At 60.4% G+C, this 26,206-nt stretch carries 27 protein-coding genes; 6 read left to right on the forward strand and 21 right to left on the reverse strand.

Annotation, left to right across the window (positions count from 1 at the left end):
* Positions 1-15: 15 nt before the first annotated feature.
* Positions 16-1,305, reverse strand: coding sequence for a M14 family metallopeptidase (locus AWR36_RS08580; RefSeq protein ID WP_176491116.1), 1,290 nt, complete (start codon positions 1,303-1,305; stop codon positions 16-18).
* A 449-nt stretch (positions 1,306-1,754) separates the two neighbouring features.
* Between AWR36_RS08580 and typA the strand changes: the two genes are divergently transcribed.
* Positions 1,755-3,563: a translational GTPase TypA gene (gene typA / locus AWR36_RS08585; RefSeq protein ID WP_067083715.1), complete on the forward strand. Its 1,809-nt coding sequence runs from the start codon at positions 1,755-1,757 to the stop codon at positions 3,561-3,563.
* Between the two features lie 94 nt (positions 3,564-3,657).
* Here the strand turns inward: typA and AWR36_RS08590 are convergent, their stop codons facing one another.
* The gene (locus AWR36_RS08590; RefSeq protein ID WP_067104633.1) at positions 3,658-4,176 is read right to left on the reverse strand and encodes a macro domain-containing protein; all 519 of its coding nucleotides are present in this window, start codon (positions 4,174-4,176) and stop codon (positions 3,658-3,660) included.
* A 200-nt stretch (positions 4,177-4,376) separates the two neighbouring features.
* Between AWR36_RS08590 and AWR36_RS08595 the strand changes: the two genes are divergently transcribed.
* Positions 4,377-5,459 carry a GGDEF domain-containing protein gene (locus AWR36_RS08595; RefSeq protein WP_067083719.1) on the forward strand — a complete coding sequence of 361 codons (1,083 nt, stop codon included), beginning with the start codon at positions 4,377-4,379 and terminating at the stop codon, positions 5,457-5,459.
* A 65-nt stretch (positions 5,460-5,524) separates the two neighbouring features.
* Here AWR36_RS08595 and AWR36_RS08600 read toward each other — a convergent pair whose 3' ends face one another.
* The 11 genes from AWR36_RS08600 to AWR36_RS08650 all read right to left on the reverse strand — a co-directional run bounded on the left by AWR36_RS08600 (position 5,525) and on the right by AWR36_RS08650 (position 18,448).
* Positions 5,525-6,292 (reverse strand): outer membrane protein, encoded by a 768-nt coding sequence (locus tag AWR36_RS08600; RefSeq protein WP_067083721.1) that lies wholly within the window; start codon positions 6,290-6,292, stop codon positions 5,525-5,527.
* Positions 6,293-6,551: 259 nt separating this feature from the next.
* On the reverse strand, positions 6,552-7,328 hold the full coding sequence (locus tag AWR36_RS08605; RefSeq protein WP_082679512.1) for an outer membrane beta-barrel protein: 777 nt from the start codon (positions 7,326-7,328) through the stop codon (positions 6,552-6,554).
* 265 nt (positions 7,329-7,593) lie between these two features.
* Positions 7,594-8,346, reverse strand: coding sequence for a VIT1/CCC1 transporter family protein (locus AWR36_RS08610; protein WP_067083725.1), 753 nt, complete (start codon positions 8,344-8,346; stop codon positions 7,594-7,596).
* Positions 8,347-8,447: 101 nt separating this feature from the next.
* Entirely contained in the window at positions 8,448-9,215 is a 768-nt protein-coding gene (locus tag AWR36_RS08615; RefSeq protein ID WP_231745284.1) for a hypothetical protein, read from the reverse strand.
* A gap of 40 nt (positions 9,216-9,255) precedes the next feature.
* Positions 9,256-9,846: a TMEM175 family protein gene (locus AWR36_RS08620; RefSeq protein WP_067083727.1), complete on the reverse strand. Its 591-nt coding sequence runs from the start codon at positions 9,844-9,846 to the stop codon at positions 9,256-9,258.
* A 117-nt stretch (positions 9,847-9,963) separates the two neighbouring features.
* Positions 9,964-11,106 (reverse strand): PQQ-dependent sugar dehydrogenase, encoded by a 1,143-nt coding sequence (locus AWR36_RS08625; protein ID WP_067083729.1) that lies wholly within the window; start codon positions 11,104-11,106, stop codon positions 9,964-9,966.
* A gap of 144 nt (positions 11,107-11,250) precedes the next feature.
* A complete protein-coding gene (locus AWR36_RS08630; protein ID WP_082679492.1) occupies positions 11,251-13,161 on the reverse strand; it encodes a DUF885 domain-containing protein in 1,911 nt (636 codons plus the stop codon).
* Positions 13,162-13,389: 228 nt separating this feature from the next.
* Complete coding sequence (locus AWR36_RS08635; RefSeq protein ID WP_082679493.1) at positions 13,390-14,232, reverse strand: mechanosensitive ion channel family protein; 843 nt, start codon at positions 14,230-14,232, stop codon at positions 13,390-13,392.
* Between the two features lie 67 nt (positions 14,233-14,299).
* The gene (locus tag AWR36_RS08640) at positions 14,300-14,893 is read right to left on the reverse strand and encodes a DNA-3-methyladenine glycosylase I (RefSeq protein ID WP_067083731.1); all 594 of its coding nucleotides are present in this window, start codon (positions 14,891-14,893) and stop codon (positions 14,300-14,302) included.
* 111 nt (positions 14,894-15,004) lie between these two features.
* Complete coding sequence (locus AWR36_RS08645) at positions 15,005-16,024, reverse strand: SDR family oxidoreductase (RefSeq protein WP_067083733.1); 1,020 nt, start codon at positions 16,022-16,024, stop codon at positions 15,005-15,007.
* Positions 16,025-16,336: 312 nt separating this feature from the next.
* Positions 16,337-18,448 (reverse strand): prolyl oligopeptidase family serine peptidase, encoded by a 2,112-nt coding sequence (locus tag AWR36_RS08650; RefSeq protein ID WP_067083736.1) that lies wholly within the window; start codon positions 18,446-18,448, stop codon positions 16,337-16,339.
* 100 nt (positions 18,449-18,548) lie between these two features.
* On the opposite strand from AWR36_RS08650, the gene dtd reads away from it, so the two are divergent.
* Positions 18,549-18,986 (forward strand): D-aminoacyl-tRNA deacylase, encoded by a 438-nt coding sequence (dtd, locus tag AWR36_RS08655; protein ID WP_067083738.1) that lies wholly within the window; start codon positions 18,549-18,551, stop codon positions 18,984-18,986.
* On the opposite strand, the gene AWR36_RS08660 is transcribed toward dtd, so the two are convergent.
* A complete protein-coding gene (locus tag AWR36_RS08660; RefSeq protein ID WP_082679494.1) occupies positions 18,893-20,062 on the reverse strand; it encodes an aminopeptidase in 1,170 nt (389 codons plus the stop codon). The two genes, dtd and AWR36_RS08660, sit on opposite strands and share 94 nt — an antisense overlap.
* 33 nt (positions 20,063-20,095) lie before the next feature.
* On the opposite strand from AWR36_RS08660, the gene AWR36_RS08665 reads away from it, so the two are divergent.
* The 3 genes from AWR36_RS08665 (at position 20,096) to AWR36_RS08675 (ending at position 21,208) form a co-directional block, all read left to right on the forward strand.
* The gene (locus AWR36_RS08665) at positions 20,096-20,353 is read left to right on the forward strand and encodes a hypothetical protein (RefSeq protein ID WP_067083739.1); all 258 of its coding nucleotides are present in this window, start codon (positions 20,096-20,098) and stop codon (positions 20,351-20,353) included.
* 54 nt (positions 20,354-20,407) lie between these two features.
* Entirely contained in the window at positions 20,408-20,797 is a 390-nt protein-coding gene (locus AWR36_RS08670) for an MliC family protein (RefSeq protein ID WP_067083741.1), read from the forward strand.
* A gap of 282 nt (positions 20,798-21,079) precedes the next feature.
* The gene (locus AWR36_RS08675) at positions 21,080-21,208 is read left to right on the forward strand and encodes a DUF3149 domain-containing protein (protein ID WP_082679495.1); all 129 of its coding nucleotides are present in this window, start codon (positions 21,080-21,082) and stop codon (positions 21,206-21,208) included.
* 230 nt (positions 21,209-21,438) lie between these two features.
* On the opposite strand, the gene tatC is transcribed toward AWR36_RS08675, so the two are convergent.
* From tatC to AWR36_RS08710, 7 genes are all read right to left on the reverse strand, one after another.
* Positions 21,439-22,182, reverse strand: a complete 744-nt coding sequence (tatC, locus tag AWR36_RS08680) for a twin-arginine translocase subunit TatC (protein WP_067083743.1) — start codon at positions 22,180-22,182, stop codon at positions 21,439-21,441.
* On the reverse strand, positions 22,179-22,739 hold the full coding sequence (tatB, locus tag AWR36_RS08685; RefSeq protein WP_067083745.1) for a Sec-independent protein translocase protein TatB: 561 nt from the start codon (positions 22,737-22,739) through the stop codon (positions 22,179-22,181). Before tatB ends, tatC begins: the two co-directional genes overlap by 4 nt.
* 15 nt (positions 22,740-22,754) lie before the next feature.
* Positions 22,755-23,027: a Sec-independent protein translocase subunit TatA gene (gene tatA, locus AWR36_RS08690; protein WP_067083747.1), complete on the reverse strand. Its 273-nt coding sequence runs from the start codon at positions 23,025-23,027 to the stop codon at positions 22,755-22,757.
* 50 nt (positions 23,028-23,077) lie between these two features.
* On the reverse strand, positions 23,078-23,434 hold the full coding sequence (locus AWR36_RS08695; protein ID WP_067083749.1) for a phosphoribosyl-ATP diphosphatase: 357 nt from the start codon (positions 23,432-23,434) through the stop codon (positions 23,078-23,080).
* Complete coding sequence (gene hisI, locus AWR36_RS08700) at positions 23,427-23,843, reverse strand: phosphoribosyl-AMP cyclohydrolase (RefSeq protein ID WP_231745285.1); 417 nt, start codon at positions 23,841-23,843, stop codon at positions 23,427-23,429. The genes AWR36_RS08695 and hisI overlap by 8 nt, the downstream gene beginning before the upstream one ends.
* A 63-nt stretch (positions 23,844-23,906) precedes the next feature.
* Entirely contained in the window at positions 23,907-25,517 is a 1,611-nt protein-coding gene (gene ubiB, locus AWR36_RS08705) for a ubiquinone biosynthesis regulatory protein kinase UbiB (RefSeq protein ID WP_067083753.1), read from the reverse strand.
* A gap of 1 nt (position 25,518) precedes the next feature.
* The gene (locus AWR36_RS08710) at positions 25,519-26,145 is read right to left on the reverse strand and encodes a ubiquinone biosynthesis accessory factor UbiJ (RefSeq protein ID WP_067083754.1); all 627 of its coding nucleotides are present in this window, start codon (positions 26,143-26,145) and stop codon (positions 25,519-25,521) included.
* Positions 26,146-26,206 lie beyond the last annotated feature (61 nt).

Below are 26,206 nucleotides of genomic sequence, written 5' to 3' on the forward strand. Positions count from 1 at the left end.
CCGGATACTACGGGCCTAACGGTCGGTATCCGTGGTGGCGTTGAGCTGCCCAGTTTCGAGTTTCACCCCATCCAGCTGCCGGAAACGGTCGAGAATCTGTGGGTAGATTCCCCTCATGTCTTCGACAATCTTGCTGCGCCAGCGACCTGATGAAGGGTAAAACATTTCCTGATAGCGGCGCTGTACTTCGGCGCGATCCTGCGTCGTCTGGAAACCGTGAAAGTGCCCCTGGTTTTCCAGCATTGTCCGATGCAGTGACTCCACCCCACCTTTGGTAGCGAGGCTATCCATTGTGCCAAACTCCAGAATAATCGGCACAAAACGCTTTTCCGCTGCCAGCAGCTTCCCCGCGAAGCCAATCAGGTCACCCCGGATCGGGAAAAACCCGGACTCCCGGGAAGGCCACACCATCTCATAGTCCTGAAAAACCCACGCCATATCGCGCTTCATCTGCTCTGTGGCAGGATTACCCGGGTAGAAATGGGTTTCGCCGCGCGTGCCAAAGCCGGTATGCAAATCGACAAACAGAATGCTTTGGTAAGAAGCCGCCTTGTCAGTCAGAAGCTGCCGTAGAAATGCCTGCTGAGGCTCAAAACTTGAGCCACCGTAATAAAACCCCTGCGGGTACTGATATTGCCCGCTGAGTGCGGCTTCCTGAATTGCATCGCGGCTGTTGCGCACCAGCTTCAGCGACAGGCGCTCGGCAAAAAACCGGTTTTCCCACTGACTCAAATCCACCGGGGTTTGCGGCAACAGAAATTCTCGCAACTGTCTGTAACCCTGATTGTCACTCGCAAACAGAGCGGCGTTTGTATCCAGGTTGCGATTCAGGTCGACATTGTTTTCCGTTGCCCTTCGTCCATATTTGAAGCCATATGGATTGAGCGCATGCAACATCAGTACGTCAAAGTCTCCGGGCAGTTGGCCGGCGCGCAACATATCCACAAATAGCTGCTGCATTGCCGCGCCGGTTGGCGCCTCCATACCATGCACACCGCTCACAAGGACGACCAGGCGCGCTGCATCGCTACGGAAATGCAGCCAGTCCAGGGTCAGATCCTCATCGGGGGAGGGCACCTTAAAAAGGCCCCCCTGTACCCGGTATCGCGGTGGTGCCAGCGTGCGTAGCTGTCGAAACCGTTCACGGCTCTGCCCGTAATTGTCAGGGAAATAGCCCAGGCTCTCGGGGTTCACATCTACGCCCTGCAACGCCTCCGGCTGATAGCCCTGCTGCGGCATTAGTGCCCTGTCAACGAGCCAGGCAACCGCCACCAACACACCGAGGATCCATGCAAAGCGCTTCATATTGCCGTCCCGCCGACACACCAACCGAATGCGAAAATCATCGCACACCAGAAAAACCGCCGCACGCAGCGTGCTATTCATAAGCGGTGGCACTTCATCCTGGACCTGAAAGCCAAGTACAGCCTGAAGCGCCCACGGCATGACTGGGAACAACCGGCGTCGGCTTGCCCCGCCCCAGCAGCACGCGGTTTCCTCCTTTTCATGGTGGGCGCATCAGCTTTGCCCAGGATTCACCAGCGGATTCGGCCGCCGGTAATGGAAAATTCCCTCGTCTGGCCGAAAAAAGCGGGCGAGCTGGCGGTTTTTTGTTCGATTTTTGCTCCCAATTGTCACGCTTGGCCACTATAATCGCCGCCTTTGGCCGGATACCCGCTGCCTGTCAGCCCCGCCCCGATTGACTTGACGCGCCAGTCAGCAAGCTGCGCGCACTACCCCCTCAGAGGTTCACTGTGATAGACAACCTGCGCAATATTGCGATCATCGCCCACGTAGACCACGGCAAGACCACCCTGGTGGACAAGCTGTTGTCCCAGTCCGGCACCCTGGACCGCCGCGACGCCGACGCGGAGCGCGTGATGGACTCCAATGATCAGGAGCGTGAGCGCGGCATCACCATCCTGGCCAAGAACACCGCCATCCGCTGGCACGACTACCGTATCAACATCGTCGACACCCCCGGACACGCCGACTTCGGCGGCGAGGTGGAGCGGGTGCTGTCCATGGTCGACTCCGTCCTGCTGCTGGTGGACGCGGTGGACGGCCCCATGCCACAGACCCGCTTCGTCACCCAGAAGGCATTCGAGCAGGGCCTGAACCCGATCGTGGTCATCAACAAGATCGACCGTCCCGGCGCGCGCCCGGACTGGGTCATGGACCAGGTATTCGACCTGTTCGACAGCCTCGGCGCCACCGACGAGCAGCTGGACTTCCCGGTGGTCTATGCCTCCGCCCTGAACGGCATCGCCGGTCTCGACGACACCGATATGGCCGACGACATGACGCCGCTGTTCCAGATGATCGTGGACAAGGTCGAGCCGCCGAAAGTGGACCAGAGCGGCCCCTTCCAGATGCAGATTTCCGCACTGGACTACAACAGCTACGTGGGCGTGATTGGCGTCGGCCGTATCACCCGCGGCACGCTGAAGCCGAACCAGCAGGTAGTGGTACTGGACCGTGACGGCAACTCCCGCAAGGCCAAGGTCCTGCAGGTCATGGGTTACCTGGGCCTGGAGCGCGTGGAAGTGGAACAGGCCAGCGCCGGCGACATCGTCTGCATCACCGGTGTAGGCGAGCTCAACATCTCCGACACCCTGTGTGACCCGGAACTGCCGGAAGCACTGCCCGCCCTGAGCGTGGACGAACCCACCGTGAGCATGACCTTCCAGGTCAACGACTCGCCGTTCGCCGGCCAGGATGGCAAGTTCGTCACCTCCCGCAATATCAAGGAGCGCCTCGATCAGGAGCTGATCCACAACGTGGCACTGCGGGTCGAGCAGGGCGATTCTCCGGATAAGTTCAAGGTTTCCGGCCGTGGCGAACTGCATCTGTCCGTTTTGATCGAAACCATGCGTCGCGAAGGTTTCGAGCTGGGCGTATCGCGCCCGGAAGTGGTGCAGCGTGAAATCGACGGCGAGATCCAGGAGCCCTACGAGGAAGTGGTCATCGACGTCGAGGATCAGCACCAGGGTTCCGTGATGGAAGAGCTGGGCCTGCGCAAGGCGGAGCTGACCAACATGGAGCCGGACGGCAAGGGCCGCGTGCGCCTGACGTTTATCGTGCCGTCCCGCGGCATGATCGGCTTCCGCTCACAGTTCCTGACCATGACCAGTGGCTCTGGCATCATGACCAGCATCTTTGACCACTATGGTCCGGTGAAGATGGGCGACGTGGCCAAGCGCACCAATGGTGTGCTGGTATCCATGGTCAATGGCAAGACCCTGGCCTACGCGCTCTATGCGCTGCAGGACCGCGGTCGCCTGTTCCTGGGCCACGGCGAGGACATCTACGAGGGCCAGATCGTCGGCATTCACTCCCGCGCCAATGACTTGGTGGTAAACCCCACCAAGGCCAAGCAGCTGACCAATGTGCGTGCAGCCGGCACCGATGAGGCCCTGACCCTCACCCCGCCGATCCGCCACACCCTGGAGCAGGCGCTGGAATTCATCGAGGACGATGAGCTGGTGGAAGTGACTCCCAACCACATCCGCCTGCGCAAGAAGATCCTGCAGGAAAATATGCGCAAGCGCGCCAAGAAGTAAGCGCTTCCATACCAAAGAAAAAAGGCGGGCCAAGTGCCCGCCTTTTTTCATTTGCTCCCGCCAGGTGCCCTCGATGGCGACCCGGCCAGCGTCTTCATCCGGATTCGGCAAAAAACTGTTTTTCCACCCGCCGCCATTCGGCCAGGGCCGCCCGGGTGTGCAGGCAAACGGTCAACTGCTCGAATCCTGCAGCCCTCGGCACCAGCACCTCCAGGGCGCGATGCGCAGCAATGCTGTGCGGGAAGCGGTTGGTACCGGCGCCCAGGGCGGGAAATAACAACGTGCGAATGCCTTTGGCCTGGGCCAGGTCGAGTACGCTCTCATAGCATTGCCCCAACTGCGCCAGCGCTTTGGCACCCCACTGATCGCCGCTGCTCCACTGGGGAGTGACCGTATGAATCAGGTAGGAAACGGGCAGGCCGTAGGCTCTCGTCAGGCGCGCCTGACCCACTTCGCACTCAGGCTGCAGATCACAGGCAGCTTCCAGCGCGGCGCCACCGCGCTCAAAAATCTGGTCGGAGAGGCCGCGACCGCGTATCAGGTGTTTATGGGCCGGGCAGACCAGTCCGCCGGCACGGATTGTCAGGATGTCACCGCTTGTCAGTTTGATCACTGTCACCGCTTACCGATTCCGTCGCTCACCCAGCTGAAACTATAGCCGCCGGCCTTTGGCACCGCCGGTTATCCACTTATACTGTGGCCTCGCTCTGAAGCCGGCTGCATGGCCGCTGCCACAACCAATAAGAATTCGCCGCCGGGGCAGGGCGGAATGGGCCAGAGGGACAGCAAGGCCCAGCTTGCACAGGGACCTCCATGATTCCAGGTTTACCCAGCGACACCTACGATTTCTCGAGCCCGGTGGACCAGGTTCGACGAATCGAGCTGCGCCGGCGCATCCTGACATCGGGCTATATGCTGCTCTTTGCCATGGCCATTACCGGCGCCATGGCGGTAATGGCGCTGACCAATGGCGAGCTGCTGCTGTCCGGGGTGCTGTTTGGCATCGCCGGTATCATCCTCGGCGTCTATGTGGCGATCAACCTGGTCGGCCAGAGCAGCAAGACCCCGCTTCTGGTGGGCCTGCTGTTACTGGTGCTGTACTTCTACCTGCTTCTCTCCGGCGGTGTGAAAAATACCGGCCTGATGTGGGCTGTCACCCTGGTCCCGGGCTTCATCAATCTGTATGGCTATCGAGCCGGCACCGCCACCCTGCTGGCGGTGGGCGGGGCGACGGCACTGATTCTCTTCTACCCGGAATTCCCCGGCCTCACCGCCGAGTATGACACCGCCTACCGGGCGCGCTTCCTCGCCGTGTTCGGGGCGCTGACCGCCTTGACGGCACTACTCGACAGCAGCCGCCAGCAAACCCAGCAGCTGCTGCAACACCTGACCGAGGAGCTGGAAGCCCGCGCCAGCACCGATGCACTCACCGGGCTCGTCAACCGCCGTGAGGCCTATCGCGCCATGAACGAGCTGGAACGGCGCGACCACCAGATGGCGGGGCGCTACACGGTGCTGGTCGGGGATCTGGATAACTTCAAAACCATCAATGACGAGCACGGGCACGGCTTTGGCGACCAGGTACTGCGCGACGTCGCCCGCATACTGCAGGAAAACACGCGCGTGGGCGATATCGTTTCCCGCTGGGGAGGCGAGGAGTTCCTGATTCTCCTGCCGAACACCGATCTGGAAGGCGGCGGCGTGCTGGCAGAGAAACTGCGGGAAAAAGTGCAGGCCCTCAGTGAGACTTACGACGAGCCAGTGCAGGTTTCCATCAGCTTTGGGGTGGCGGAAGGCAACGCACACGAGTACACCCATGGACAGCTGCTGGCCGAGGCCGACGCAAGGATGTACCGGGCCAAACACACCGGTCGCAATCGGGTCGTCGCCGCCTGAGCCAGACGGCAAAACGCGGCCCGTGAGAGGCCGCGCCATGCCGTCAGATGGTGGACCATGCTGGCTCAGAAGTGCCAGCGCACCCCGCCTTCGAGAAGCCAGCTCTCGGTTTGCACATCGAAGTTCGCCGGCAGCAGACTGCTGCGCACCTCAACGTCGTCGGTCTCCCGCCAGCGCAAGCCACCGAAAAACGTCAGCTCATCGCTGCACAGGTAATTGATACCTCCCATTAACTGCCAGGCGAACACACTGTCGTCATCGTCGATAATGCGTACGTTGGACGGTTTGTAGTCCACATCCACCCAGGCATTACCGGCCCCGACACCGATGTAGGGCTGCCATTGGCTACCGGTATCCCAGTCGTAAAAGGCATTGAAGAACAGGTAGTCGGTGCTGAACTCACCCTTGCCATCGCGGACGACTTCGCCAACCGTTGCACCCAGCTCCGTGTCGAGCCCCTCGATCAATACCGAGGCGTCCAGGTCATCAATATTGCCGACGCCACCAACGCGGACGTTGCCGTGTGAGTCGACATCGTGTTCCGCATAGGCGTATTCCACCTCAAAGCGGAACGCATCCACCTGATAGCCCAGGGCCAGGTTCACACCCCAGCCACTGTCCACGTCCGTATTCCAGCGCACGCGGGTGCCTCGCTCCAGCAGTACGTTGACGGGACCACCGGTGATAAAGTCACGGGTAAAGCGCCCGTTCGTATCCACGTCATCCATATCGTTGTAGCTGAGAGAACCGCCGAGGTAGAGCCCGTCCGCCTGGGCACCAAATGACAGTGCTCCTGCCGCAATCGCGGTACAGAGAATCCTTTTGCGCAACATAGTCACATCCTGTTGATTGAAATGGGCAGAGATCCGTACGGTCTCCCTTTAACGGTAGATCTTTGCCATTGCCGGTGGACGCAAAATAGGCGCGAGTTTGTGGGATTCTGTCAGGGGTTTCTTTGTTTTGCGGAGGGTGAGCAGCTGGCAGGACTGTGGCGGGCAGATAGTATTCGGTTATTGCACGGTTACTTTACAAAGCTGCAAGTGAGGAAGATGGTCCATCCATGGACCATCCTCCCACAATCACTCACCTGGCTTAGAACTGCCAGCGGGTACCGATTTCCGCCACCAGGCTATCCATCTGTACCTCGAATTCGGCGTCGAACAGATCTGCATTCACCTGAATGTCATCAGTCTGGCGCCAGCGCAAACCGCCAAACAGGCTCAGCTGCTCGCTCATCTCGTAAGTAGCGCCACCCATCAACTGGTAGGCAAATACGCTGTCATCGTCGTTGATGATGGTGACGCCGGACGGGCTGTAGTCCACATCGATAGACGCATTACCAATACCGGCACCAATGTAAGGAGTCAGTGCAGTGCCCAGGTCGAAGTCGTAGTAAACATTGGCAAACAGGTAGCTGCTGTCGAACTCACCCTCGCCGGCGGCAACCAGGTCACCAACGCTCACACCCAGGTTGGCCGGTGCACCGCTGACCAGCACGCCAGCATCCTCACCGGTCAGATCGATGCCGGCCGCGCTGACGCTATCGTGGGACTCAACGTCGTTCTGGGCGCTGGCATACTCCGCCTCGAGGCGGAACTGATCGATCTGGTAGCCCAGGGCGAGGCTGAAAGTAGTGCCGCTGTCGACCTTGGTGTCCCAGCCCACATTGGTACCGGCCGGCAGAGCCACACCTGCCGGAATCGTGGTGCCCGGGCCGGTGACAAACTCACTGCTGAAGCTGCCGCTGGTGTCGGTATCGTCCATATTGCTGTAACCGATATTACCGCTGACATAGATACCCTCCGCAGACGCGGAAACGGCGAATACGGAACCGGCAATTGCACAGAACAATTTCTTCTTGCTGAACATGATCACATCCCTCTGTTGTTGATAGTGACCGGAGGTACGGCCTCAATCTAAATGCAGATCACGAACCAATGGGCAAAAACAGGAAAACGTGAAAACCCGCGAATTTTTAAAAAATTTTTAATTAGCAGATGATCCGGGCAACTGAGAGCACCGTAACCGGCTTTTTATGTAGCGGGATTAATCGAGATAGTGACCATCGGTAGAAGACCAGCTACTGCCTGCACGGCCCGGCAAATACCTGGGGCCCACTCACTGACAAGCCCTGCTAACCGGTGACCAGGAAGCGCAGTAACCAGCCCGTCAGATAGGCCAGTCCCGCTGCGGCACCACCGAGCAACAGGGTTTTCAAGCCGGAAAAAATTGCACTGCGCTGCCGGCCAAGGGTCTTGGCCATACCAATAAAGAAGAACATCAGCCCAGCCAGTATCGTGCTGAGCAGGAACTGCAGATCGAGACCAAGGGCCGGCATCAGGTAAGGAAACAGCGGCGCCGCACCGACCAGGACAAAAGCGAGAAAAGTGATCACCGCCGAGCGCAGCGGATTGCCCTCGGCCTGGCCGATACCATATTCCTCGTTGAGCATGGTCTCGATCCAGAGCTTGCGATTGCCGGTAATGGTGACAACGATTTTCTCCAGCGTATCACCGTGGAAGCCCTTGGCGGCGAAGATCTGCCGCACCTCCTCGCGCTCCCCCTCCGGGACCTTGGCGATATGCTCCTCTTCCGTGCGACGCGCCGAGTCGGCATACTCCCGCTGCGCATTGACCGCCTCGAAGTTGCTGACCGCCATGCTGAAGCCATCGGCAATCAAGTTGGCGAGCCCCATGATCAGAATCACCGCTGCGGGGAGCCCGGCACCAAAACCGCCCGCGACAATTGCAAAGGTGGTGACGCAACCATCGATGGCACCCAGGACGAAGTCCGAAGTGTTCTGTGACGGTGGCGGCCGATGTAGCCGCCGGGCGATATTCTCCCGCCGGTGTGAGCGGATCAGGGCCTCGGTGTCTTCCTTTTTCATTGCCGGCCACCTCCCTGTGTGGCGCTGCCGTGGCATGTCAGCCCCGCTTTCTCCAGCGGGGCCAGTTCGAAACTTGCTGTCCGCCTCGACTCCGGGAGGCTTTATTTGATGATAAAACTCACCTGATCCACACCGGTATTACCTGTGCGTGGATCATGGGCGTAAACCAGCAACTGGTAGACGCCAGGGCTGTCGGGTTTCAGTTGCCCGGCGAAAGTATTGGTGTCCTCGAGCACGAGGGGAACGGTGGCAAAATCCTTGCCATCTTTTTTTATCAGTGCCGCCACTTCCATTTTGCTGCCATCCCAGAGGCCACCGTCACTAATCGGGCAACCGCACATCATCACCACATTTGCGCGGATATCGAAAGGGGCATCGGACATCTGGGTATAACGGTGTGTCTGCGGACTCAGCACATCCACCACCATGCCGGGAATCTCAACCACGAGTCCTTCGCCCGCCAGGTGTTTTCCGGGCACCAGCCAGACCTGGGTCTGGGCCGCCACCCGGGCCTGTTTCTTGATATAGGGTGCCAGCACCTCAACCGTCACAAACACCGGCTCACTCAGCTCCAGGGTTGTGCGGAAGGCCGCGGCCCCCTCGGCAATGGACTGGTGGCGACGGTGGGGTTGCTTCATGATCAGGTCGGTATTGCCGGTGCTGCCCTCGGTGAGCCCCTCGGCGAGAATCTTGCCACTCTCGGCATTGCGGATACGCACCATGGCCCCGCCCATGGAAGTACCGATGAACTTGGCGTCCTTGGACTTGGCCCGCACGACGATCTCCGTGGGTTCCGGTTCCGCCGCGGCCGCGAGTGGCAGTGCCAGAAGGCTCGCGAGCAGAAAAGTCATCAGCTTGAGTGATTGCATCGTTGTCCCCTTGCAAGAATTCATTTTGAGGTCTGGTATTTCAGCATCCCGCCTCTCTATCCGCCAGTGCCAGCTCCAGCCGCCGGTCCGGTATCAACCATAAGAGTGCAGTCAGTACATAGAGTGCCAGCGAAACCCATTCCCACAGAAATGACAGTGCAATAGCCGGCAAGTAAAGCACTGTCGCCAGCCAGCCCTTCCAATTGCGACCGATGGGATGCAGCAGCCTGGCCTGGGAAGTGAGAGAGGCCAGCACCAGCTGCCGTAGAATCCAGTAGGAAATGGCCGAAAGCAACAGCACCATACCGTACAGGGCGGCCGGACCCGGTGCGAAGTGGTTCTCCCCCATCCAGCCGGTGGCAAATGGAATCAGTGAGAGCCAGAAAAGCAGATTCAGGTTGGCCCACAGAATCGGCCGGTTAACCCCGATCGCCGCCTGGAAGAGGTGGTGGTGGTTACTCCAGTAAATGGCCAGGTAGATAAAGCTCAGTACATAGGTCAGAAAAACCGGAATCACCGGCAGCAATTTATCCGCACCCACCCCGCTCGGCACTTCCATGTTCAGGACCATGATGGTGATGAGGATCGCAATGACTCCGTCGCTGAATGCTTCCAGTCGGTATTTCTTCATCGGGTACTTCCCGGTACCTGTTGATCCACAATCGCCGTCAGCAAAATTTCCCGGCCAGAAAACAAACAGGCCGGGCAAAGCCGGCCTGTTGTCTGGATTACTGCGCGGGCGCGGCTGTTACTGCACTGGCTCCAGACGATAGAGCCCGGCGTCGCTCTGGTCGTTCAACAAGTAAATATAGCCATCGCCCGCCTGGCGGACATCACGGATACGGCCGATGGCACCGTCCAGCAACACCTCGGTGTTTTTCACGTTGCTGCCATCGATCACGATGCGTAGCAGCTTTTCACTGCCGAGGCCGCCGGCCAACAGGTTACCCTGCCACTGTGGGAAATACTGGCTCTCTACCTGGGCCAGGCCTGAAGGCGCGAAGCGCCCCTCGTAATAGTGCTGGGGGTCCTGTACACCCGGCACGGAGGGAACGCCGATGGCTTCGTCGCGGCTGTATTCCTTGGAGCGGGTCGCCTTGGGCCAACCGTAGTTCTTGCCCGCCTCAATCAGGTTCAGCTCATCGCCGCCACGGGCGGCGTGCTCGCTGCCCCACACCTGGTCATCCGCGGTCACCACGAGTCCCTGGATATTGCGGTTGCCGAAGCTGTATATCTCATCCAGTCCGGCCTTGTCACCGGCAAAGGGATTGTCCGCCGGGGCCTCGCCAGAGGCAGTGAGGCGCAGCACGCTACCGGCATGATCCTCGATGTCCTGCGCGCGCTCGCGCACTACACCGCGGTCACCGATGGTCATCATCAGGGTGCCATCCTCGCGCCAGGCGAGTCGTGAGCCATAGTGACGGCCGGGCTGGGAAAAGCGGTCCTGTACAAACAGCTCCTCGAAACCGGTGAGCGCGTCACCCTTGAGCTTTGCGCGGCCCATGGCGGTGGCGGTGCCCTCATCACCTGCTTTGGAGTAGGTGAGGTAGATCCAGTCATGCTCACCATCGCCGTACTGCGGGTGTAGCACCACGTCCAACAGGCCTCCCTGGCCCACCGCCGATACTTCCGGCACGCCATCCAGGTAGGTGACCTTACCGTTATCCACCAGTGCGAGGCGACCGCGGCGCTCGGTCACCAGAGAGCGCCCATCCGGCAACTGCGCCACCGCCCAGGGATGATGCAGGCCGGAAGCCAGGCGCACGATGCGAAAATCGTGCTGATCCGTATCGATACGCTCTTCTACTACCTCGGCGGCGGTGGCCGCGATACCACCTGTCAGCGTCAGCACCGCCAGGCAGCGGGTCAGAAATAATGCCACTCGGTTCATGAATCGGGTCTCCTTCACTGCAGAATTCATGCTGCCCCGAATGCTAAAGGGCCGCCGGACAAAAAACAAAGCGGGCCACCCGGCCGGGTATAAAAAAGCCGGGCATGTGCCCGGCTCTGGTTACGCAGGAATGCGTGTTTTCGATCAGCCCTGCTGGACCTCTTCGATCCAGCGGTTGACCCGCTTCTCCAGCATCGGCAGCGGCAGGGCGCCACCACCTAGCACGGTGTCGTGGAAGCCGCGGATGTCGAACTTGTCGCCGAGCTGCTGTTTCGCCCGCTCACGCAGTTGCTCGATCTTCAGCATGCCGATCTTGTAGGAAGTGGCCTGGCCCGGCAGGGTCAGGTAACGGCGCACTTCGGAGCGCACGGCGCTCTCCGGGATGGCGGAGTTTTCCAGGAAGTATTCCACTGCCTGGTCCTGGCTCCAGCCCTTGGCGTGCATGCCGGTGTCCACCACCAGGCGGATGGCGCGCCACATTTCGGCGGTCAGGCGGCCGAAGTCCTTGTAGGGATCTTCAAACTGACCCATCTCCTTGGCGAGCTTCTCGGAGTACAGGGCCCAGCCCTCGATGTACGGCGTGAAGTGCGCCTGGGTGCGGAACTGCGGAATGCCCTCCAGCTCCTGCGCAATGGAGATCTGCATGTGGTGACCGGGGCTGCCCTCGTGGTAAGTCACGGTTTCCATGTCGGTGGTGGACAGGGCACTCATGTCGGACATATGTACATAGTAAGTGCCCGGACGGGAACCATCGGGAGTGCCGGACTGGTAGTGCTGGGCACCGCCCGGCACTTCGCGGAACGGCTCAACGCGCTTCACCACCAGCTCTGCCTTCGGCAGGATACCGAAGTATTCCGGCAGCTTCTTCTCGATGTCCGCCAGGAAGTCCCGGGTCTCCGTCAGGTAGCCCTCGCGACCCTCGTCGGTGTTGGGATAGTAAAACTGGTCATCGGTGCGGATAAAGGTGAAAAATTCCTGCAGGTTGCCTTCGAAGCCTACCTGCTCCTTGATCGCCTCCATTTCCTGGCGGATACGGGCCACTTCCAGCAGGCCGATCTCGTGTACCTGATCGGCGGTGAGGTCGGTGGTGGTGTAGTTGGCCAGGCGGTTGTTGTAGTAGGCCTCGCCATTCGGCAGGCTCGAGGCACCCTTCGGTTCCTCGCTGGCGTTTTCGCGATCCCCCTTCAGCCAGGCGATGTAATCATCGTAAACCGGCTTGAAGTTTTCCCTCAGGCTCTTCTCCACCTGGGACTGCATCTGCGCGGCAGTTTCATCATCGATCTTGCCGTCTTTCTTCAGCGACTCGATCTTGCCCTTGGCATCGGAGTAGAGCGGGGCCTCGCCTTCACCCTCAAACGGCGCGCCGGTAGTGACTTTCTGCGCACGCTCGATGGCCAGGTCGTAGGCGAAGCGCGGCGGGCGGATGCCATCTTTGGCTGACAGCTGGGCACGTTCCAGCATCTGTCCCATGGCGCGGCTGATGCCTTCGATACGGGCGATGTAGGCCTGCATGTCTTCCTCAGTCTCCACCTTGTGGATGTTGATCAGGAAGTTGGGCAGGGACGCCTCGGGACCACCCAGCTCACCGGCGAAATAGGAGTGGCGCTTGAAGGGCTCAGCGGCCTTGGCCTGCTCGTACTGGAATACCCACAGGTCATAGGATTCCTTGCCGGCCTTGGTGAGCTTGTCGTAATCGAAGTTGTTCTTCAGCTCCTCGACGGTCTTGGCCTTCCAGGCCAGTTCGCGGGCATCCGCCTCCTCGCTCATGTCATCGATCTGGTCGTACTGGTCCTTGCGGCCCAGGTAGCTGAGCTGGATCGGGCTGAACTGCAGCTGCTCCTCATAGCGGTCGTTGAACCACTCGGTCAGGCGCGCCGTCTCCGCCGCGGGATCGGTGGCCTGGTCCTTCGCCGGCGCAGCGGCCTCGGAAACCTGGGCGCTCTGCGCCTGTTGCGCAGCATCTGCGGCCTGGTTCGGATCTTCACCCTGGCACCCACTCAGGATGGCCAGAGCCAACAGGCTGGGAATCAGGGGGCTATGCAGCTTGGTTCGCATCTTGGTGCCTCGCTCAAAATATGCACAGAAAAAACGGCGCTTACTTTGACACGAAACGTAAGTGGAGTCGATTCCGACGCCCGCAAAGCCGCTACTTTCTGCGCCGAAGCGAGCTTCCTGTGGGATCAGCCCTAGCTGCGTTCGGGGCCGGTGCCCGCCGGCGCCAGTGGCCTCAGTGGCGCAGGGATCAGCCGGCGGGTCGACGCTGGACGGTTACTCGTTGAGTGGTTACTCGTGGACGACTTTCTCTTTCGGTGTTTCCGCCGTCTGGTTGATGATATGCAGCTCCCGCTGCGGGAAGGGGATGCTCAGCCCCTCACGCTCCAGCGCCGGCTTCAGCTGCTTCATCAGTGACCAGTACACTTCCCAGTACTCGTCCGTGCGGGTCCAGGCGCGCAGGTGCAGGTTTACGGAGCTGTCCGCCAGTGCGCGCACCGCGAAGGCGGGCTCTGGCTCGGGGAGAATGCGCGATTCATCGGCCACCAGCTGGCGCAGCACCGCCATGCCTTTCTCGATGTCGTCCTTATAGGCGATGCCGGCGATGATCTCGATACGGCGGGTGGCATTGCGGGAGTAATTGATCAGGTTCTGACCCCAGACATTGCTATTCGGCGCGGAGATACAGAGCCCGTCCACCGTGTCCAAGCGGGTGGTAAAGAGCCCCACCTCGCGAACCGTACCCAGCGTATCGCCGAACTGGATGGTGTCGCCGACCCGGAAAGGACGCAGGCCAAGCAGAATGAAACCGGCAGCAATATTCTGCAGGGTGTCTTTGAGGGCCAGGCCTACCGCGATACCGGCGGCACCCAGCAGAGCCACCAGGCTGGTGGTGTTGACTCCGAAGCGGTCGAGCACCACCAGGGCACCGATCGCATACACCGCCCAGACCACCATGTTGCTCAGCACCGGAATCAACGTCGCATCCAGGCGGCCGGACAGCCGGCGCACGCCCCGGCGCGCCAGGCGCGCGGCGATATAGGTGACAAGCAGGATCAGCAATGCACTGCCGAGCTTCAGGGCTCCGGCCATCATCAGCGGCCAGTATTGGTCGGTAAGCTGTTGCAGGTCCATGGAGTCCTCCTTTGGCAATAGGCGTCAGCCCTGCAGCATACGCCAACTCCCGGGCAATCGCAGCGGCTCAGAGGAGGTTTTTGGTCCTCGCCTCCTCGACACAGAGGCGGTGAGCCGGGCAGGTTACCAGATGGTCGTTGACCATACCGGTGGCCTGCATATGGGCGTACATAATGGTGGAACCCACGAAACTGAAGCCCGCTTTCTTGAGGGCTTTGCTCATGGCATCGGATTGCGAAGTGGTGGCAGGGATCTCGGCCATGGTGCGCGGTTGGTTGACGATGACCCGCCCTCCGGTGAACTGCCAGAGAAAATCTGACAGCGGTTGCCCGCGCTCGCGCAGCGCGAGGTAGGCCCGGGCGTTTTTGACCGCAGATTCCACCTTCAGGCGGTTGCGGATAATGCCCGGGTCCCGCAGCAATTTTTCGATTCTTTTTGGGGTGTAGCGGGCAATTTTTTCCGCATCGAAGTTATCGAGCAGCCGCCGGTAATTTTCCCGTTTGTTCAACACCGTGATCCAGGACAGCCCCGCCTGGGCGCCCTCCAGAATCAGGAATTCAAACAGCTTGCCATCATCAGTGACCGGCCGCCCCCACTCCTCATCGTGGTACTGCTGATACAGCGGTGTCGACAGACACCAGTCACAGCGATGTTCGCTCATTATTTTCCTCGCTGCTTTTGTTCGACTACTGCGCGCCGGAGAAGAAGTAATGCTGGATCAACTGCAATACCAGCAGGGTCATCACCAACAGAAAAATGATATTGCCCCGATTCACGCCGATATCTCCTTCGCCACTTCCTTCTGATTGCCCTGGAGCAAGCCCTGCCCAATCAACCAGTCGCGACTCTCGCGCAGCATACGCTCCAGCGGAACATCACCGCGGTACCCGAGCTCTCGTCGTGCCTTGTCGCAGTTGGCCGTCACTCGCCGCGTAATCAGGGCGGCCTTTTCCGGTGTGATTCTCGGCTCTTTGCCGGTAACACGTGAAAACAGGTCGGATAGCTGTCCCACCAAGTGAATGACCGCCGCCGGGGTCGTACGCTCGGGAACCGGCTTGCCCAGTAATCGGGCGATCTCGCTGAAAAACTCCAGGAAACTGGCATCGATTCCGGCGAGGATATAGTTCTCCCCGCTGCGGCCCTTCTCGTAGGCAGCGATATGTGCCTTCGCCACCTCGGCCGCATGGCAGAAGGAACCATTGCCCGGCGGCACTCCGGGCAACTGATCGTCCTGGATCAGAAAAAACGTCTGGGCCCAGCTACTGGTATCGTATTTGCCGACAATCGCACAGGGGTTCAGGAAAACCGCATCCAGCCCTCTCTCGATCTCCTTGCGGACCGCCAACTCTGCGCGCTTCTTGGTATAGAGATAACCGTAGCGGGGATCATCGGCCAGCTGCGGGCTCTGCTCATCGATGGGGCGCTTCTGGTAGCCGTAGGCAGAGATAGAGCTGGTCACCACCATCCGCCCGACCTTCTTTTCCCGAGCAACGCGAGCGAGATTGGCCGAACCCTCGACATTGTCCCGCCACTGCTGCTCGCGTCCTCCCCGCCACATGCTGGTATTGGCAGCCACATGGAATACCGCATCGATGCCCTCCGGCACCGCACGGTGCAGGGAATCCATGTCATTCAGGCTTCCCGGCACCAGCTCCGCACCCAGTGATTCCGCAAGCCGGGTGTCCGAGCCCTGCCGGTGCATGGCGGTCACACGCCAGCCCTCTGAGAGCAGCTGCTCGATCAGGTTGGCACCGAGGAAACCGGTACCGCCGGTGATAAACGCATGTTTCATTGGCTTTGAGCTCTTATTGACCTTACTTGTACTAGCTAAGCTCGGGGCGGGAAGGCCAGAAACCTTCTTGAGAAAAAGCCTGATCGGCAAATATTTCACAAAAAGGTTTCTGGCCGTCCCTCACACCTATAGCCTTGCCCCCTGAATAGACATCCTGAGTTTGCGAACCAAGCTACCATTCATTGGAATCTCGCGATACTGATTCATAAAAGCGCGGGTGACCTCCCGGGAAATATTTGCCGATCAGGCTTTTTCCCGGGAGGTCACCTGCGCTTTTCCACTAGATTTGCTGGCCGCAACACCGTGGATGTATCAATCGACTTTCATACCCAGCTGATCCGCCAGGAATACATACTGGTTGGTAAAGTCTTCCACCTGCATCCACACCGGCTTGCCGGCACCATGGCCCGCTCGGGTTTCCACGGCCAGGTAAATCGGATTCTCACAGCCCTGATCCCGCTGCAGCGCGGCAGCAAATTTGTAGCTGTGCCAGGGTACCACGCGATCATCGCGGTCGGCGGTGGTGATCAGCGTGGCGGGATAACATTTGCCTTTTTCCGTGTTGTGAACGGGTGAGTAGGCATGGAGCGCTTCAAACTCCTCCCTGTTTTCACTCAGGCCGTAGTCGCTGGACCACTGGCGCGCATTGGCGGACGCCGTGTGGTAACGCAGCATATCCAGCACCCCCACAATAGGCAGCGCCACGGCGAACAGATCCGGGCGCTGGACCATGGTTGCCCCGACCAGCAGACCACCGTTGGAACGGCCCATGATGGCCAGCTTGTCTTTCGAAGTTACTTTTTCATCGATCAGCCATTCGGCCGCGGCGATAAAGTCATCGAAGACATTTTGCTTCAGGGTCTTGGTGCCGGCCTTGTGCCAGTCAGCACCGTACTCACTGCCACCGCGCAGATTCACCATGGCCAGGGTGCCGCCCATATCCAGCCAGCCGGCGAAGCGGGTATAGAACTGCGGCAGCTGTGCCGCATTGAAACCGCCATAGCCGTATAGCAGCGTCGGGTTAGTGCCGTCGCGCTTCATATCCTTGCGATGCACAAGGAACATGGGGACACGGGTGCCGTCCTTGCTCTCAAAGAAATGCTGGCTGACGGTGAGCTCGGAGAAGTCCGCCGGGTAGTCCGGGGTTTTTACTTTCTCGCTTTTACCCGTTTTGACGTCCAGTTTGTAAATCGCGGGCGGAGTGAGGAAATTGCTGAAGGCATAGTAGGTTTCGGGATCGTCGGGCTCCCCGTAGAAGCCCTCTGCGGTGCCCATGCCCGGCAGCTTCAGTTCATACTGTTGTTTGCCATCCAGGTCGGTGACCACCACCTTGGACCTGGCATCCTCCAGGTAGTGGAGCACCAGGCGCTCACCGACCAGACTGGCTGACTGCAAGGCATTTTTTTGCTCGGCAACCAGCTCATTCCAGTCTTCTCGTTGGGGTTTGTCCAGATCAATGGCGATCACGCGGCCGTTGGGAGCGTCTGCATTGGTCTCGAAGAAGAAAGTCTTGCCGCTATTGCCCAGATAACTATAGAGCGCGTCCCAGTCATCGAGCAGCTTCACGACCTTGCCATCTTTTTTCCGCAGATCGCGGTAGTAGATGGCGTTACTGTCGTAACCATCGAAAATGGTAAAGACCAGGTAGTTACCGTCGTGGCTCAACTGCCCGTCTGGGTTACGGGTGGGATGGTCGGTGATTTCATAGACTAGCTTGTCATCACTCTGCGGCTGCCCCAGCTTGTGGAAATATACGGCCACCTGCTTACTGTCGTCGGCAGAGCCATCCGCATTGAATGGATAGCGGCTGTAATAAAAGCCTGACTCGTCCTTGGCCCAGCTGACGCCGCTGAATTTGATGCCGGTCAGCACATCCTCGAGATCACTGCCGCTTTTCAGATCCCGCACGTGGTAGTCGGTCCAGTCGGTGCCGCCATCCGAGGTGCCGTAAGCCAGGTAACGGCCTTTGGGGCTCACCGCGTAACGCTTGGCGGCAATGGTGCCGTCCTCACTCAGTTTGCGCGGATCGAGGATCGTGTCCGCCTCGCCTTTACCCAGGTTATCGGTGCGGTAGAAGACACTCTGGTCCCAGGTACCGTCGTTGTACTCGTAGAACACCTTTCCGGCCTTCTTGTAAGGCACGCCGTACTGTTCGTACTGCCAGAGCTCAGTAAGGCGATCGTTGATTTTCTGCCAACCGGGCAGCTGCTTCAGCGCCGGCAGAGAGAAATCGTTCTGGGCGGCCACCCACTTATCCACTGCGTCGGACTCGAGGTCTTCGAGCCAGCGGTAGGGGTCGCTCACCTTGGTGTTGAAGTAGTTGTCGACCTGCTCGACGGTTTTTGTCTCGGGGTAGTCGCCTGCGGCGAACGCCAACCCACAGGTCAGCGCGCCCGCAGCCAGCGCCATCAGCTGTTTTTTCATGAAGTCGGTTCCGGTTTTGTCTCGCCAAACAGTTGGTTAATCTAGGGGATTTCGTGGACCGGTGCCACAGTGTGGCAAGGCAGCAAGAGGAGAACCTGCGGTGAGGGGACTGATTCAGCGTGTCAGCCATGCAAAAGTGGATGTGGCGGGAGAAACGGTCGGCGCCATCGAGCACGGCCTGTTACTGCTACTGGGTGTGGAGGCTCGGGACGATCGCGGCACGGCAGATAAACTGCTGCAGAAAGTGTTGCACTACCGGGTGTTCGGCGACGAGAACGGCCGCATGAACCGCAATGTGCAGCAGGCCGGGGGAGGGCTGCTCGTGGTCAGCCAGTTCACCCTGGTGGCGGATACCGCCCGTGGCCTGCGCCCCAGCTTCAGCAAAGGCGCCAGCCCGGCGCAGGCCGAGGCCTTGTATGACTATTTCGTCGAGCGTGCCCGAGCTCAGTTGTCTCCCGTGGCCAGCGGGGTATTCGCAGCAGACATGCAGGTCTCACTGTTGAATGATGGCCCGGTGACCTTCCTGCTGGAGTCCTGATAGTTCGCCGCCAGGGTGTCCAGGCGTCGATTGCGCTCGTCTTTGTCCAGCTTGCCGAGTTTCTCTGTCGCCCGGTAGAAATCCTCCCAGCCATCGCTCTGCCTGTAGAGCTGCTGGAAGGCCGGCACCCGCGACTGGTACTCGGAAACCAGGGCCAGGGTGGCGTTGTTGGTTTTCTCGATATAGGCCCGGTAGCGGTTCGGGTAAGCCCAGCCGGCAGAGAGCTCACGATAGCACTGGCGTAACTGTGCCAGCGTACCCGCTTTCTGTTGTCGCTGAACGTCCCTGGGCTGGTCGCTATCGTAAATCGCCTTCAGCTGGCGCCGGGCCGTCATCATCAGGGCGTTGACCGCCCTGGCCTCGGCGATGCGATTGGCCGCCGGCCCGTCGATCCCGTGTCGACGTCGCCAGTCCGGCAGTGCCAGCTGGGCCACTGCGGTGGCAAAGCTTTCGTTGAATTGGGTGTCCCCCGATATATAGACCCGTCGATGAGCCAGCTCGTGGAACAACAGGCCCGCGAGCCGTTCCGGGGGCCAGTGAACAAAGCTGGACATGACCGGATCATCAAACCAGCCCAGGGTGCTGTAGGCCGGTACCGGCCCCAGGTAGACATCGTAACCTTCACCAGCCAGTTGCTCCGCCTTATCCCGCGCCGACGACTTGCGGAAATAGCCCCGGTAACTGGCACAGCCGGCGATGGGGTAGCACCAGCGCTTGGGCTTGAGGGAAAACTCCGGTGCTGCCAGCACGTTCCAGACCGGGTAATCGTCTTCCAGCTTCACGTAAGCGCCGTAGGCGCGACCCACCGGCAGTTTCAATTCCCCGGAGGCGTAGGCCCGGATGGACTGTACCAGCGCCAGTTGCTGCTGCAGTTTCGCGTCTGTATCCGGGGCTGCGGCGATATCCTCGATGGGCTCCCGCGCCGCCAGGATACGCATTTGCCCGGTGGCTGCCTGGGTGTAATAGCCGGCAGTTTCACAGCCCAATAACAGCAAGGTGGCCATTACAGGGGCCAGCAGGCGCCAAGAATAGTGCCAGTCAATCCCTTCCCTGCTGCTATACACTTGGTAGTCCATTCATTCTTCTGGTCAGTTTCGGGGAGGGCAGCCATGGAAACGGCAGCCGCCGCCAATGGGATACCACCTGTGGCCGCCGTATTGACGGTGTTTGCGCTGGTGTTCGCCGCCATCGGCTGGCTGCGCCTCATCCTTGCCGGTTTTCGCGAGGGCACGCTGTTCGGACTCGTGGCGCTGTTTCTGCCACCGCTCGCCCTGATCGGGCTGGTCCCCCGGTGGCGCCAGCACCGGGAGATCTACGCTCTCGCCCTCGGCGCTCTGGTTTTCATCAGCATAGCGGGAATTTTTTAGGTTTCCCGTGCTCCAAAGCGGGTAACTTTTGCAAGACAACACCCTGGACTGTTCATGCTACGCCGTGTTTCCACCGCCCTGATCCTGATTGGCCCTCTCCTGACTGCCTGTGAGGGCGGTGGCCGGGAGATCGATACCGTGATTCGCACGGTAAACTACGAGTGCGCTGATGGTACACGGCTGCAGGTCAAGTACGGCAAGCCGGAGAGCGGGCCGTCAATGGCCATGGTCACGTTTGATAACAAGCTGATCCCCATGCACCAGGAGCCGGCGGCGTCCGGCGTTCTGTTCGTTGCCGACAAGGGGCATCCAAACTATCGCTGGCACACCAAGGGTCAGACGGGCATGCTGATGCTGCAGAAGAATGGCAACAGGGATTTCGACGTGGTCCTGGGGGACTGCGAGAGCGTCCAGCAAGGCGCAACCGGTGAGTCACAGGACTAGACTGGCCCTCCTGCAAGCCATACCAATCGTGCACTCCTGATTGGGCCCAACCCCGACTCCGTGGGCTGGCGGGCTATCAGCTCGCTACCTTTGCGCCGCGGTTCGCCAAACGGGCCCTGCCACTTCCAGGCCTGACGGCCGCCCCACCCGATACGCCGGGCGGCCATTTATTCATCTCCACCCCCTATCCCGCGGGGGCTTGATCCAGATCAGTATTGAGACCGCCGCTGGCCATAGACTGGGCACCAGATAGCAGTAACTCCGAAAGAAAAGGAGCCCAACATGGTTGCACTAATCGATCTCTTCACCAGCTTTTCCGGCCTGCTCAGCCTCGGCATTATCGGCTTTATCCTGTTGATGGCGGCTTATATTACCCGCATGGTGCTGCGCAAGATGGACGAGGGCGCCTGAGCCCTCCACTGTGCGTGGGATTCAATAATCTCAGTTGAGAGCCTCGTCGGTGGCGCCGGTAAAGTGCCGCCGGGGAGTGGATAACGAAGCTCATCAATGGCGCACTGGCGGTGCGGCACTATTGCAGGCCTGCAATTATGGTGGGGGCACGCGTTCGGGAATGCCCGTCCGACGTGGCGCAAACTCCACGTTGACCGCCAGGCAACCCGTGGCCGGCACCCGATCGGCTTCTAGCCGTCCGCCCCTTCTTCAGCGGGCTTCCGCTTGATCCAGCGACCGATCACAATACCCAGCTCGAACAGCAACCACATTGGCACTGCCAGCAGTGACTGGGAAATCACATCCGGCGGTGTCAGCAGCATTCCCAGCAGGAAACAGCCCACGATCACATAGGGGCGCTTCTGCGCCAGGGTTTGCGGATCAACGGCACCACTCCAGATCAGCAGCACCGTGGCGATGGGAATCTCAAACGCGAAGCCAAAGGCAAAAAACAGCTTCAGCACCAAGTCCAGGTAGCGGCTGATATCCGGCAGGACCTTGATTTCCGCGTGGGCCGAGCTGACAAAGAAATCAAACAGGATCGGGAAAACCACGTAGTAGGCAAACGCCATACCCGCGTAAAACAGCACCACGCTGGACACCAGCACCGGCACCGCCAATCGTTTTTCGTTCTGGTAAAGTCCCGGCGCGATAAAGGCCCAGGCCTGGTACAGCACATAGGGAATGCCGAGAAAAAACGCCAGGATAAAAGTGGTTTTGAATGGGGTGAAAAATGGTGAGGTCACCTCGGTGGCGATCATGCCCGCACCCTCGACGAGGCGCTCCTGGAGTGGGTCGGCGACGAAGTCGTAGATCTCGGTGGCAAACGGCACCATGCACAGGAAAATCACCACCACCACCAGTAATGTCTTGAGGAGGCGGTCGCGCAGTTCGATCAGGTGATCGATAAATGGCTGATGCTTCTGCTCGCTCATGCGGATTTGTCTTCGTCCTTGGTTGAGCGGGGCTCGTCTTTAAAATGGTCCGGGTGGTGGGGGTTGAATTCCGGGTCCCCGTGGTCGTGGAGGTGTTCAGGATATTCCGGATCCTCCAGCTCCTCGTCTTCCTCCTCCGGAAGGTGCTCTGAGGTTTCTCGGCCCCCCTCGTCCTCCGGAAGATAGTCCGACGCCTCGGCGCGGGAGGTTTCCGGTAACTCGACCTCGTCGGCACCGGCTTTTACTTCTGACTCCCGTTGCGCGCCGGGCTCAGCCAGCGGCTCCCGCACGGAGGCTTCCAGTTCCCGCCGACTCTCCTCCAGCTCCCGGCGGCTCTCCTCCAGCTCACGCATGATGCGTTCATTGTGGAGCTCGCGGCGGATATCGTCAGCACCGACTTCGCGTTCCAGCTCCTCGCGCGCGTTGTGCAACGTGCGTTTGAGCCCGGACCACCAGCGGGCCGTCGTGCGTATCGCATCCGGCAACCGCTCCGGACCGACCACCAGCAGGCCGACGATGGCGACGAGCATCAGCTCGAAAAAACCGATATCAAACACGCGTGCGCTCTCGGTTTACTTGTCTTGAGACTGCTGGTCTTTGTGCTTGTCGGATGCACCCTTGGCCTTCTCGGCTTCATCGTGCTCCAGGCGCTTGGTCTCCTTGGGCTTGTCCTCGTCCTCTTCAGACTCGTCGGACTTGCCCTCGTCCTTCATGGCTTTTTTGAAGCCTTTGATGGCGCCGCCCAGGTCACCGCCGAGATTCTTCAGGCGCTTGGTGCCGAACAGCAGCAGCACGATGACCAGAATGATGAGCAGCTGCCAGATACTGATGCCGCCAAAACCCATAACTTACTCCTTCAAGATCCAGTTGTTCCGGTGCCCCAGGGCGCCGTTCGCTATTGTTTTTGCCCTTGCTCCTGCTTGGCAGTGCGCGCGGCTTTTTCTTCCAAGCCCGAGAGGCCGAAGCGGCGCCCCAGCTCGCGCAATACGTCCTGTGAATCGGCTCCCAGGTGAGAAAGCATCACCAGGGAGTGAAACCAGAGGTCGGCGGTTTCGGCGATCATCGCCTGCCGATCGCCGCCGTGTTCCACATCCTTTGCGGCGAGGATCACTTCCGTGGCCTCTTCGCCGACCTTTTCCAATATCTTGTTCAGGCCCTTGCGGTGCAGGCTGGCTACGTAGGAGCCCTCCGCATCCGCGGTGTTTTTGCGCTCCTCGAGCACGGCATCCAGTTCGCGCAGCAGGTCACTCATAGATGTCATCCGGGTTCTTGATTACGGGCTGGTTCACCTGCCACCGGTCGCCATCCAATACCCGGTAAAAGCAGCTGGTGCGCCCGGTGTGACAGGCAATGCCACCGCGCTGTTCGACGATCAGCAGCACCGTGTCGCCGTCGCAATCGAGACGGATCTCACGGATCACCTGCTCGTGACCGGAAGACTCACCCTTGCGCCAGAGCTTACCGCGGGAGCGGGACCAGTACACCGCCCGGCCCTCGCTGGCGGTCAGCTGCAGTGACTCACGGTTCATCCACGCCATCATCAGCACGCGGCCACTCTTGTAGTCCTGCGCTATGGCGGGCACCAGCCCGCCGTCATTCCAGCTCACGGCGTCGATCAAGCCGTCTACTGTCGAAACCTCTGTCACTGCTTTGCCTGTCACTTATCTCTTGATTGTAGGTTGCTCCCGCGGGCGGGCGCAGTGGGCAAGCCGAAAGCGCCGCGCCTAGGGCCACAGCGCCAACGCCAGCGCGGCCACTGCCATGGCCCAGCCTGCCGGCGGCATTGCGGCCAGCCACTGGGGCGCCGCCACCACCGCCGCACCTGCGGCGAATACTACCGCGGCCACACGACGCAAATAGCGGCTGCGCCCGCGCCGGTTGGACGACTCCAGCGCATTGCCAATAGCCTGCAACTGGGGCGCCAGTTCCCGCGATTGATCCAGGGCCGAATAGACCATCTGTGGCAGCTGCGGGAACTTCTCCAGCCACTCGGGACCGTAGCGTTTGATCTCACCCAGGATGGTCCGTGGGTGAATGCGGTCGCGCATCCAACGCTCCAAAAATGGATGGGCAGTCTTCCACAGATCCAGCTCGGGATAAAGCTGCCGACCGAGCCCCTCGATATTCAGCAGGGTCTTCTGCAGCAGCACCAGCTGCGGCTGCACCGCCATGTCGAAACGGCGCGCGGTCTGGAACAGGCTGATCAGTACACGGGCGAAGGAAATCTCCCCCAGCGGCTTTTCAAAGATCGGCTCGCAGACGGCGCGGATCGCCGCCTCAAAGGTGTTGATGGGGGTATCCGCGCGCACCCAGCCACTCTGCACGTGCAATTCCGCCACCATGCGGTAATCGCGACGGAACATGGCCAGCAGGTTGCGGGCCAGGTAGTACTGGTCCTCCCGCGACAAACTGCCGACGATGGCCGTATCAATGGCGATGTACTGGGGCCGTTCGGGATGCTGGCGGGACACAAAAATATTGCCCGGGTGCATATCGGCGTGGAAGAAGTTGTGCTCGAACACCTGCTTGAAGAAGATCTCCACACCGCGTTCCGCCAGCAGCTGCATGTTGGTGTGCTGTGCCCGTAGTTGCTGCAGGTCCGTGACCGGAATGCCGTCGATGCGCTCCATCACCATCACGGTCTCGCGCGTGTAATCCCAGTGGATTTCCGGCACATATAGCAGGGGCGAACCGGAGAAGTTGCGCTTCAGCTCGGTGGCATTGGCAGCCTCGCGCACCAGGTCCAGCTCGCCCTCAATGGTGTGGCGGTAATCCTCCACCACCTCCACCGGTCGCAGGCGGCGGCCGTCGGGGACGTAGCGGCGGATCCAGCGGGCAATTACCGCCAGCAGGCGCAGGTCCTGTTCGATGATCTTATCAATCCCCGGGCGCAGGACTTTGACCACCACGGATTCACCGTCGGGCAGCACGGCGCCGTGTACCTGGGCCACCGAGGCGGAAGCCAGCGGGGTGTGGTCAAACTGGGCAAACAGGCTGTCGATCGGGGCTTCCAGCGCCGATTCGATACGGGCAATACACTGGTCCGTGGGGTAGGGCGCCACGTTGTCCTGCAGGTGATTAAGTTCCTCCACCACATCCGGAGGCAACAGGTCAGGCCGGGTGGAAAGCAGCTGGCCAAACTTGACGAAGATGGGCCCCAGGGCCTCCAGCGCCCGGCGCAGGCGCGCACCACGGCTCAGCTTTGGCTCAGGGAACAGACGCAGTGGCGCCCAGAGCACCCGCATCCACAGCGGCCGCTGCGCGTCCGGCAACAGGGTGTCCAGCCGGTAGCGCAGGAAAACACGGGCAATAGTGAGGCTGCGTGCCGCCGGCATATTACGGCGCCTCCCGCGGGGACAGTTTCTGCTTCAAAATGCGCAGGCGCGCCTCCAGCCGGTCGGTGGCCAGTGCCAGGTCTGCCACGTCCTCCGCAAACGCCTCGAACTGGGCCCGCGGTGGTGTCAGCTGCCACTCTTCGCTGACAGCCTCGGCGGCGGCCCGGGGCGCCGCGCGGAGGTTTTCCCGCAGCCAGCGGTCGGCGGAGCGCAGGGCATCGCCCAGGGTATGGGCGGGCACATCGCCAACCAGCCGGGCCAGCGGCGCCTCCCAATCGATATCCAGGTCGTGCAGTATCTGCTGTAGCTGCTGCAGCAATCCACTGGAGCCAGTGATAGATACACCCAGCTTGGCCGGGGTGGCCCGGTCATCCTTCAACAGGCGCAGCAGGGCAATGGGTGAGCCGGTCAGGCGCGTATCCACCTGCCCCTCCCAGTGCTGGCGCAGGCGCACCTCCTCCCCCTCCACGCAGAGGATCAGCTCCAGCTGCGGTGCGGTTAGGTCCAGCGCCAGCGCGCGACCGTCGAGAGCCCGCAGCCGGGTGCGGGTGGCCGGGTCGTATTTCAGCGCGGTGTTGATCGCAGTTTCCAGCGCGGCATCGAAGCCAGAGCGGAAGGTGGGGTCCAAGGCAGCTTTCCTTCTATCCAGACCGGTTGGTAAAGCAGCGCGCCCTATCTGGCGCTGCTGG

It is taken from the genome of Microbulbifer flavimaris, from assembly GCF_001641755.2.
Taxonomy (GTDB): Bacteria; Pseudomonadota; Gammaproteobacteria; order Pseudomonadales; family Cellvibrionaceae; genus Microbulbifer; species Microbulbifer flavimaris.

Excerpts from the sequence above, each read along its gene's own strand:
- AWR36_RS08580 (WP_176491116.1), bottom strand. The coding sequence starts at position 1,305 with ATGAAGCGCTTTGCATGGATCCTCGGTGTGTTGGTGGCGGTTGCCTGG.
- AWR36_RS08595 (WP_067083719.1), top strand. The coding sequence starts at position 4,377 with ATGATTCCAGGTTTACCCAGCGACACCTACGATTTCTCGAGCCCGGTG.
- AWR36_RS08600 (WP_067083721.1), bottom strand. The coding sequence starts at position 6,292 with ATGTTGCGCAAAAGGATTCTCTGTACCGCGATTGCGGCAGGAGCACTG.
- AWR36_RS08605 (WP_082679512.1), bottom strand. The coding sequence starts at position 7,328 with ATGTTCAGCAAGAAGAAATTGTTCTGTGCAATTGCCGGTTCCGTATTC.
- AWR36_RS08610 (WP_067083725.1), bottom strand. The coding sequence starts at position 8,346 with ATGAAAAAGGAAGACACCGAGGCCCTGATCCGCTCACACCGGCGGGAG.
- AWR36_RS08615 (WP_231745284.1), bottom strand. The coding sequence starts at position 9,215 with ATGCAATCACTCAAGCTGATGACTTTTCTGCTCGCGAGCCTTCTGGCA.
- AWR36_RS08620 (WP_067083727.1), bottom strand. The coding sequence starts at position 9,846 with ATGAAGAAATACCGACTGGAAGCATTCAGCGACGGAGTCATTGCGATC.
- AWR36_RS08625 (WP_067083729.1), bottom strand. The coding sequence starts at position 11,106 with ATGAACCGAGTGGCATTATTTCTGACCCGCTGCCTGGCGGTGCTGACG.
- AWR36_RS08630 (WP_082679492.1), bottom strand. The coding sequence starts at position 13,161 with ATGCGAACCAAGCTGCATAGCCCCCTGATTCCCAGCCTGTTGGCTCTG.
- AWR36_RS08635 (WP_082679493.1), bottom strand. The coding sequence starts at position 14,232 with ATGGACCTGCAACAGCTTACCGACCAATACTGGCCGCTGATGATGGCC.
- AWR36_RS08640 (WP_067083731.1), bottom strand. The coding sequence starts at position 14,893 with ATGAGCGAACATCGCTGTGACTGGTGTCTGTCGACACCGCTGTATCAG.
- AWR36_RS08645 (WP_067083733.1), bottom strand. The coding sequence starts at position 16,024 with ATGAAACATGCGTTTATCACCGGCGGTACCGGTTTCCTCGGTGCCAAC.
- AWR36_RS08650 (WP_067083736.1), bottom strand. The coding sequence starts at position 18,448 with ATGAAAAAACAGCTGATGGCGCTGGCTGCGGGCGCGCTGACCTGTGGG.
- AWR36_RS08660 (WP_082679494.1), bottom strand. The coding sequence starts at position 20,062 with ATGGACTACCAAGTGTATAGCAGCAGGGAAGGGATTGACTGGCACTAT.
- AWR36_RS08665 (WP_067083739.1), top strand. The coding sequence starts at position 20,096 with ATGGAAACGGCAGCCGCCGCCAATGGGATACCACCTGTGGCCGCCGTA.
- AWR36_RS08670 (WP_067083741.1), top strand. The coding sequence starts at position 20,408 with ATGCTACGCCGTGTTTCCACCGCCCTGATCCTGATTGGCCCTCTCCTG.
- AWR36_RS08675 (WP_082679495.1), top strand. The coding sequence starts at position 21,080 with ATGGTTGCACTAATCGATCTCTTCACCAGCTTTTCCGGCCTGCTCAGC.
- tatC (WP_067083743.1), bottom strand. The coding sequence starts at position 22,182 with ATGAGCGAGCAGAAGCATCAGCCATTTATCGATCACCTGATCGAACTG.
- tatA (WP_067083747.1), bottom strand. The coding sequence starts at position 23,027 with ATGGGTTTTGGCGGCATCAGTATCTGGCAGCTGCTCATCATTCTGGTC.
- AWR36_RS08695 (WP_067083749.1), bottom strand. The coding sequence starts at position 23,434 with ATGAGTGACCTGCTGCGCGAACTGGATGCCGTGCTCGAGGAGCGCAAA.
- ubiB (WP_067083753.1), bottom strand. The coding sequence starts at position 25,517 with ATGCCGGCGGCACGCAGCCTCACTATTGCCCGTGTTTTCCTGCGCTAC.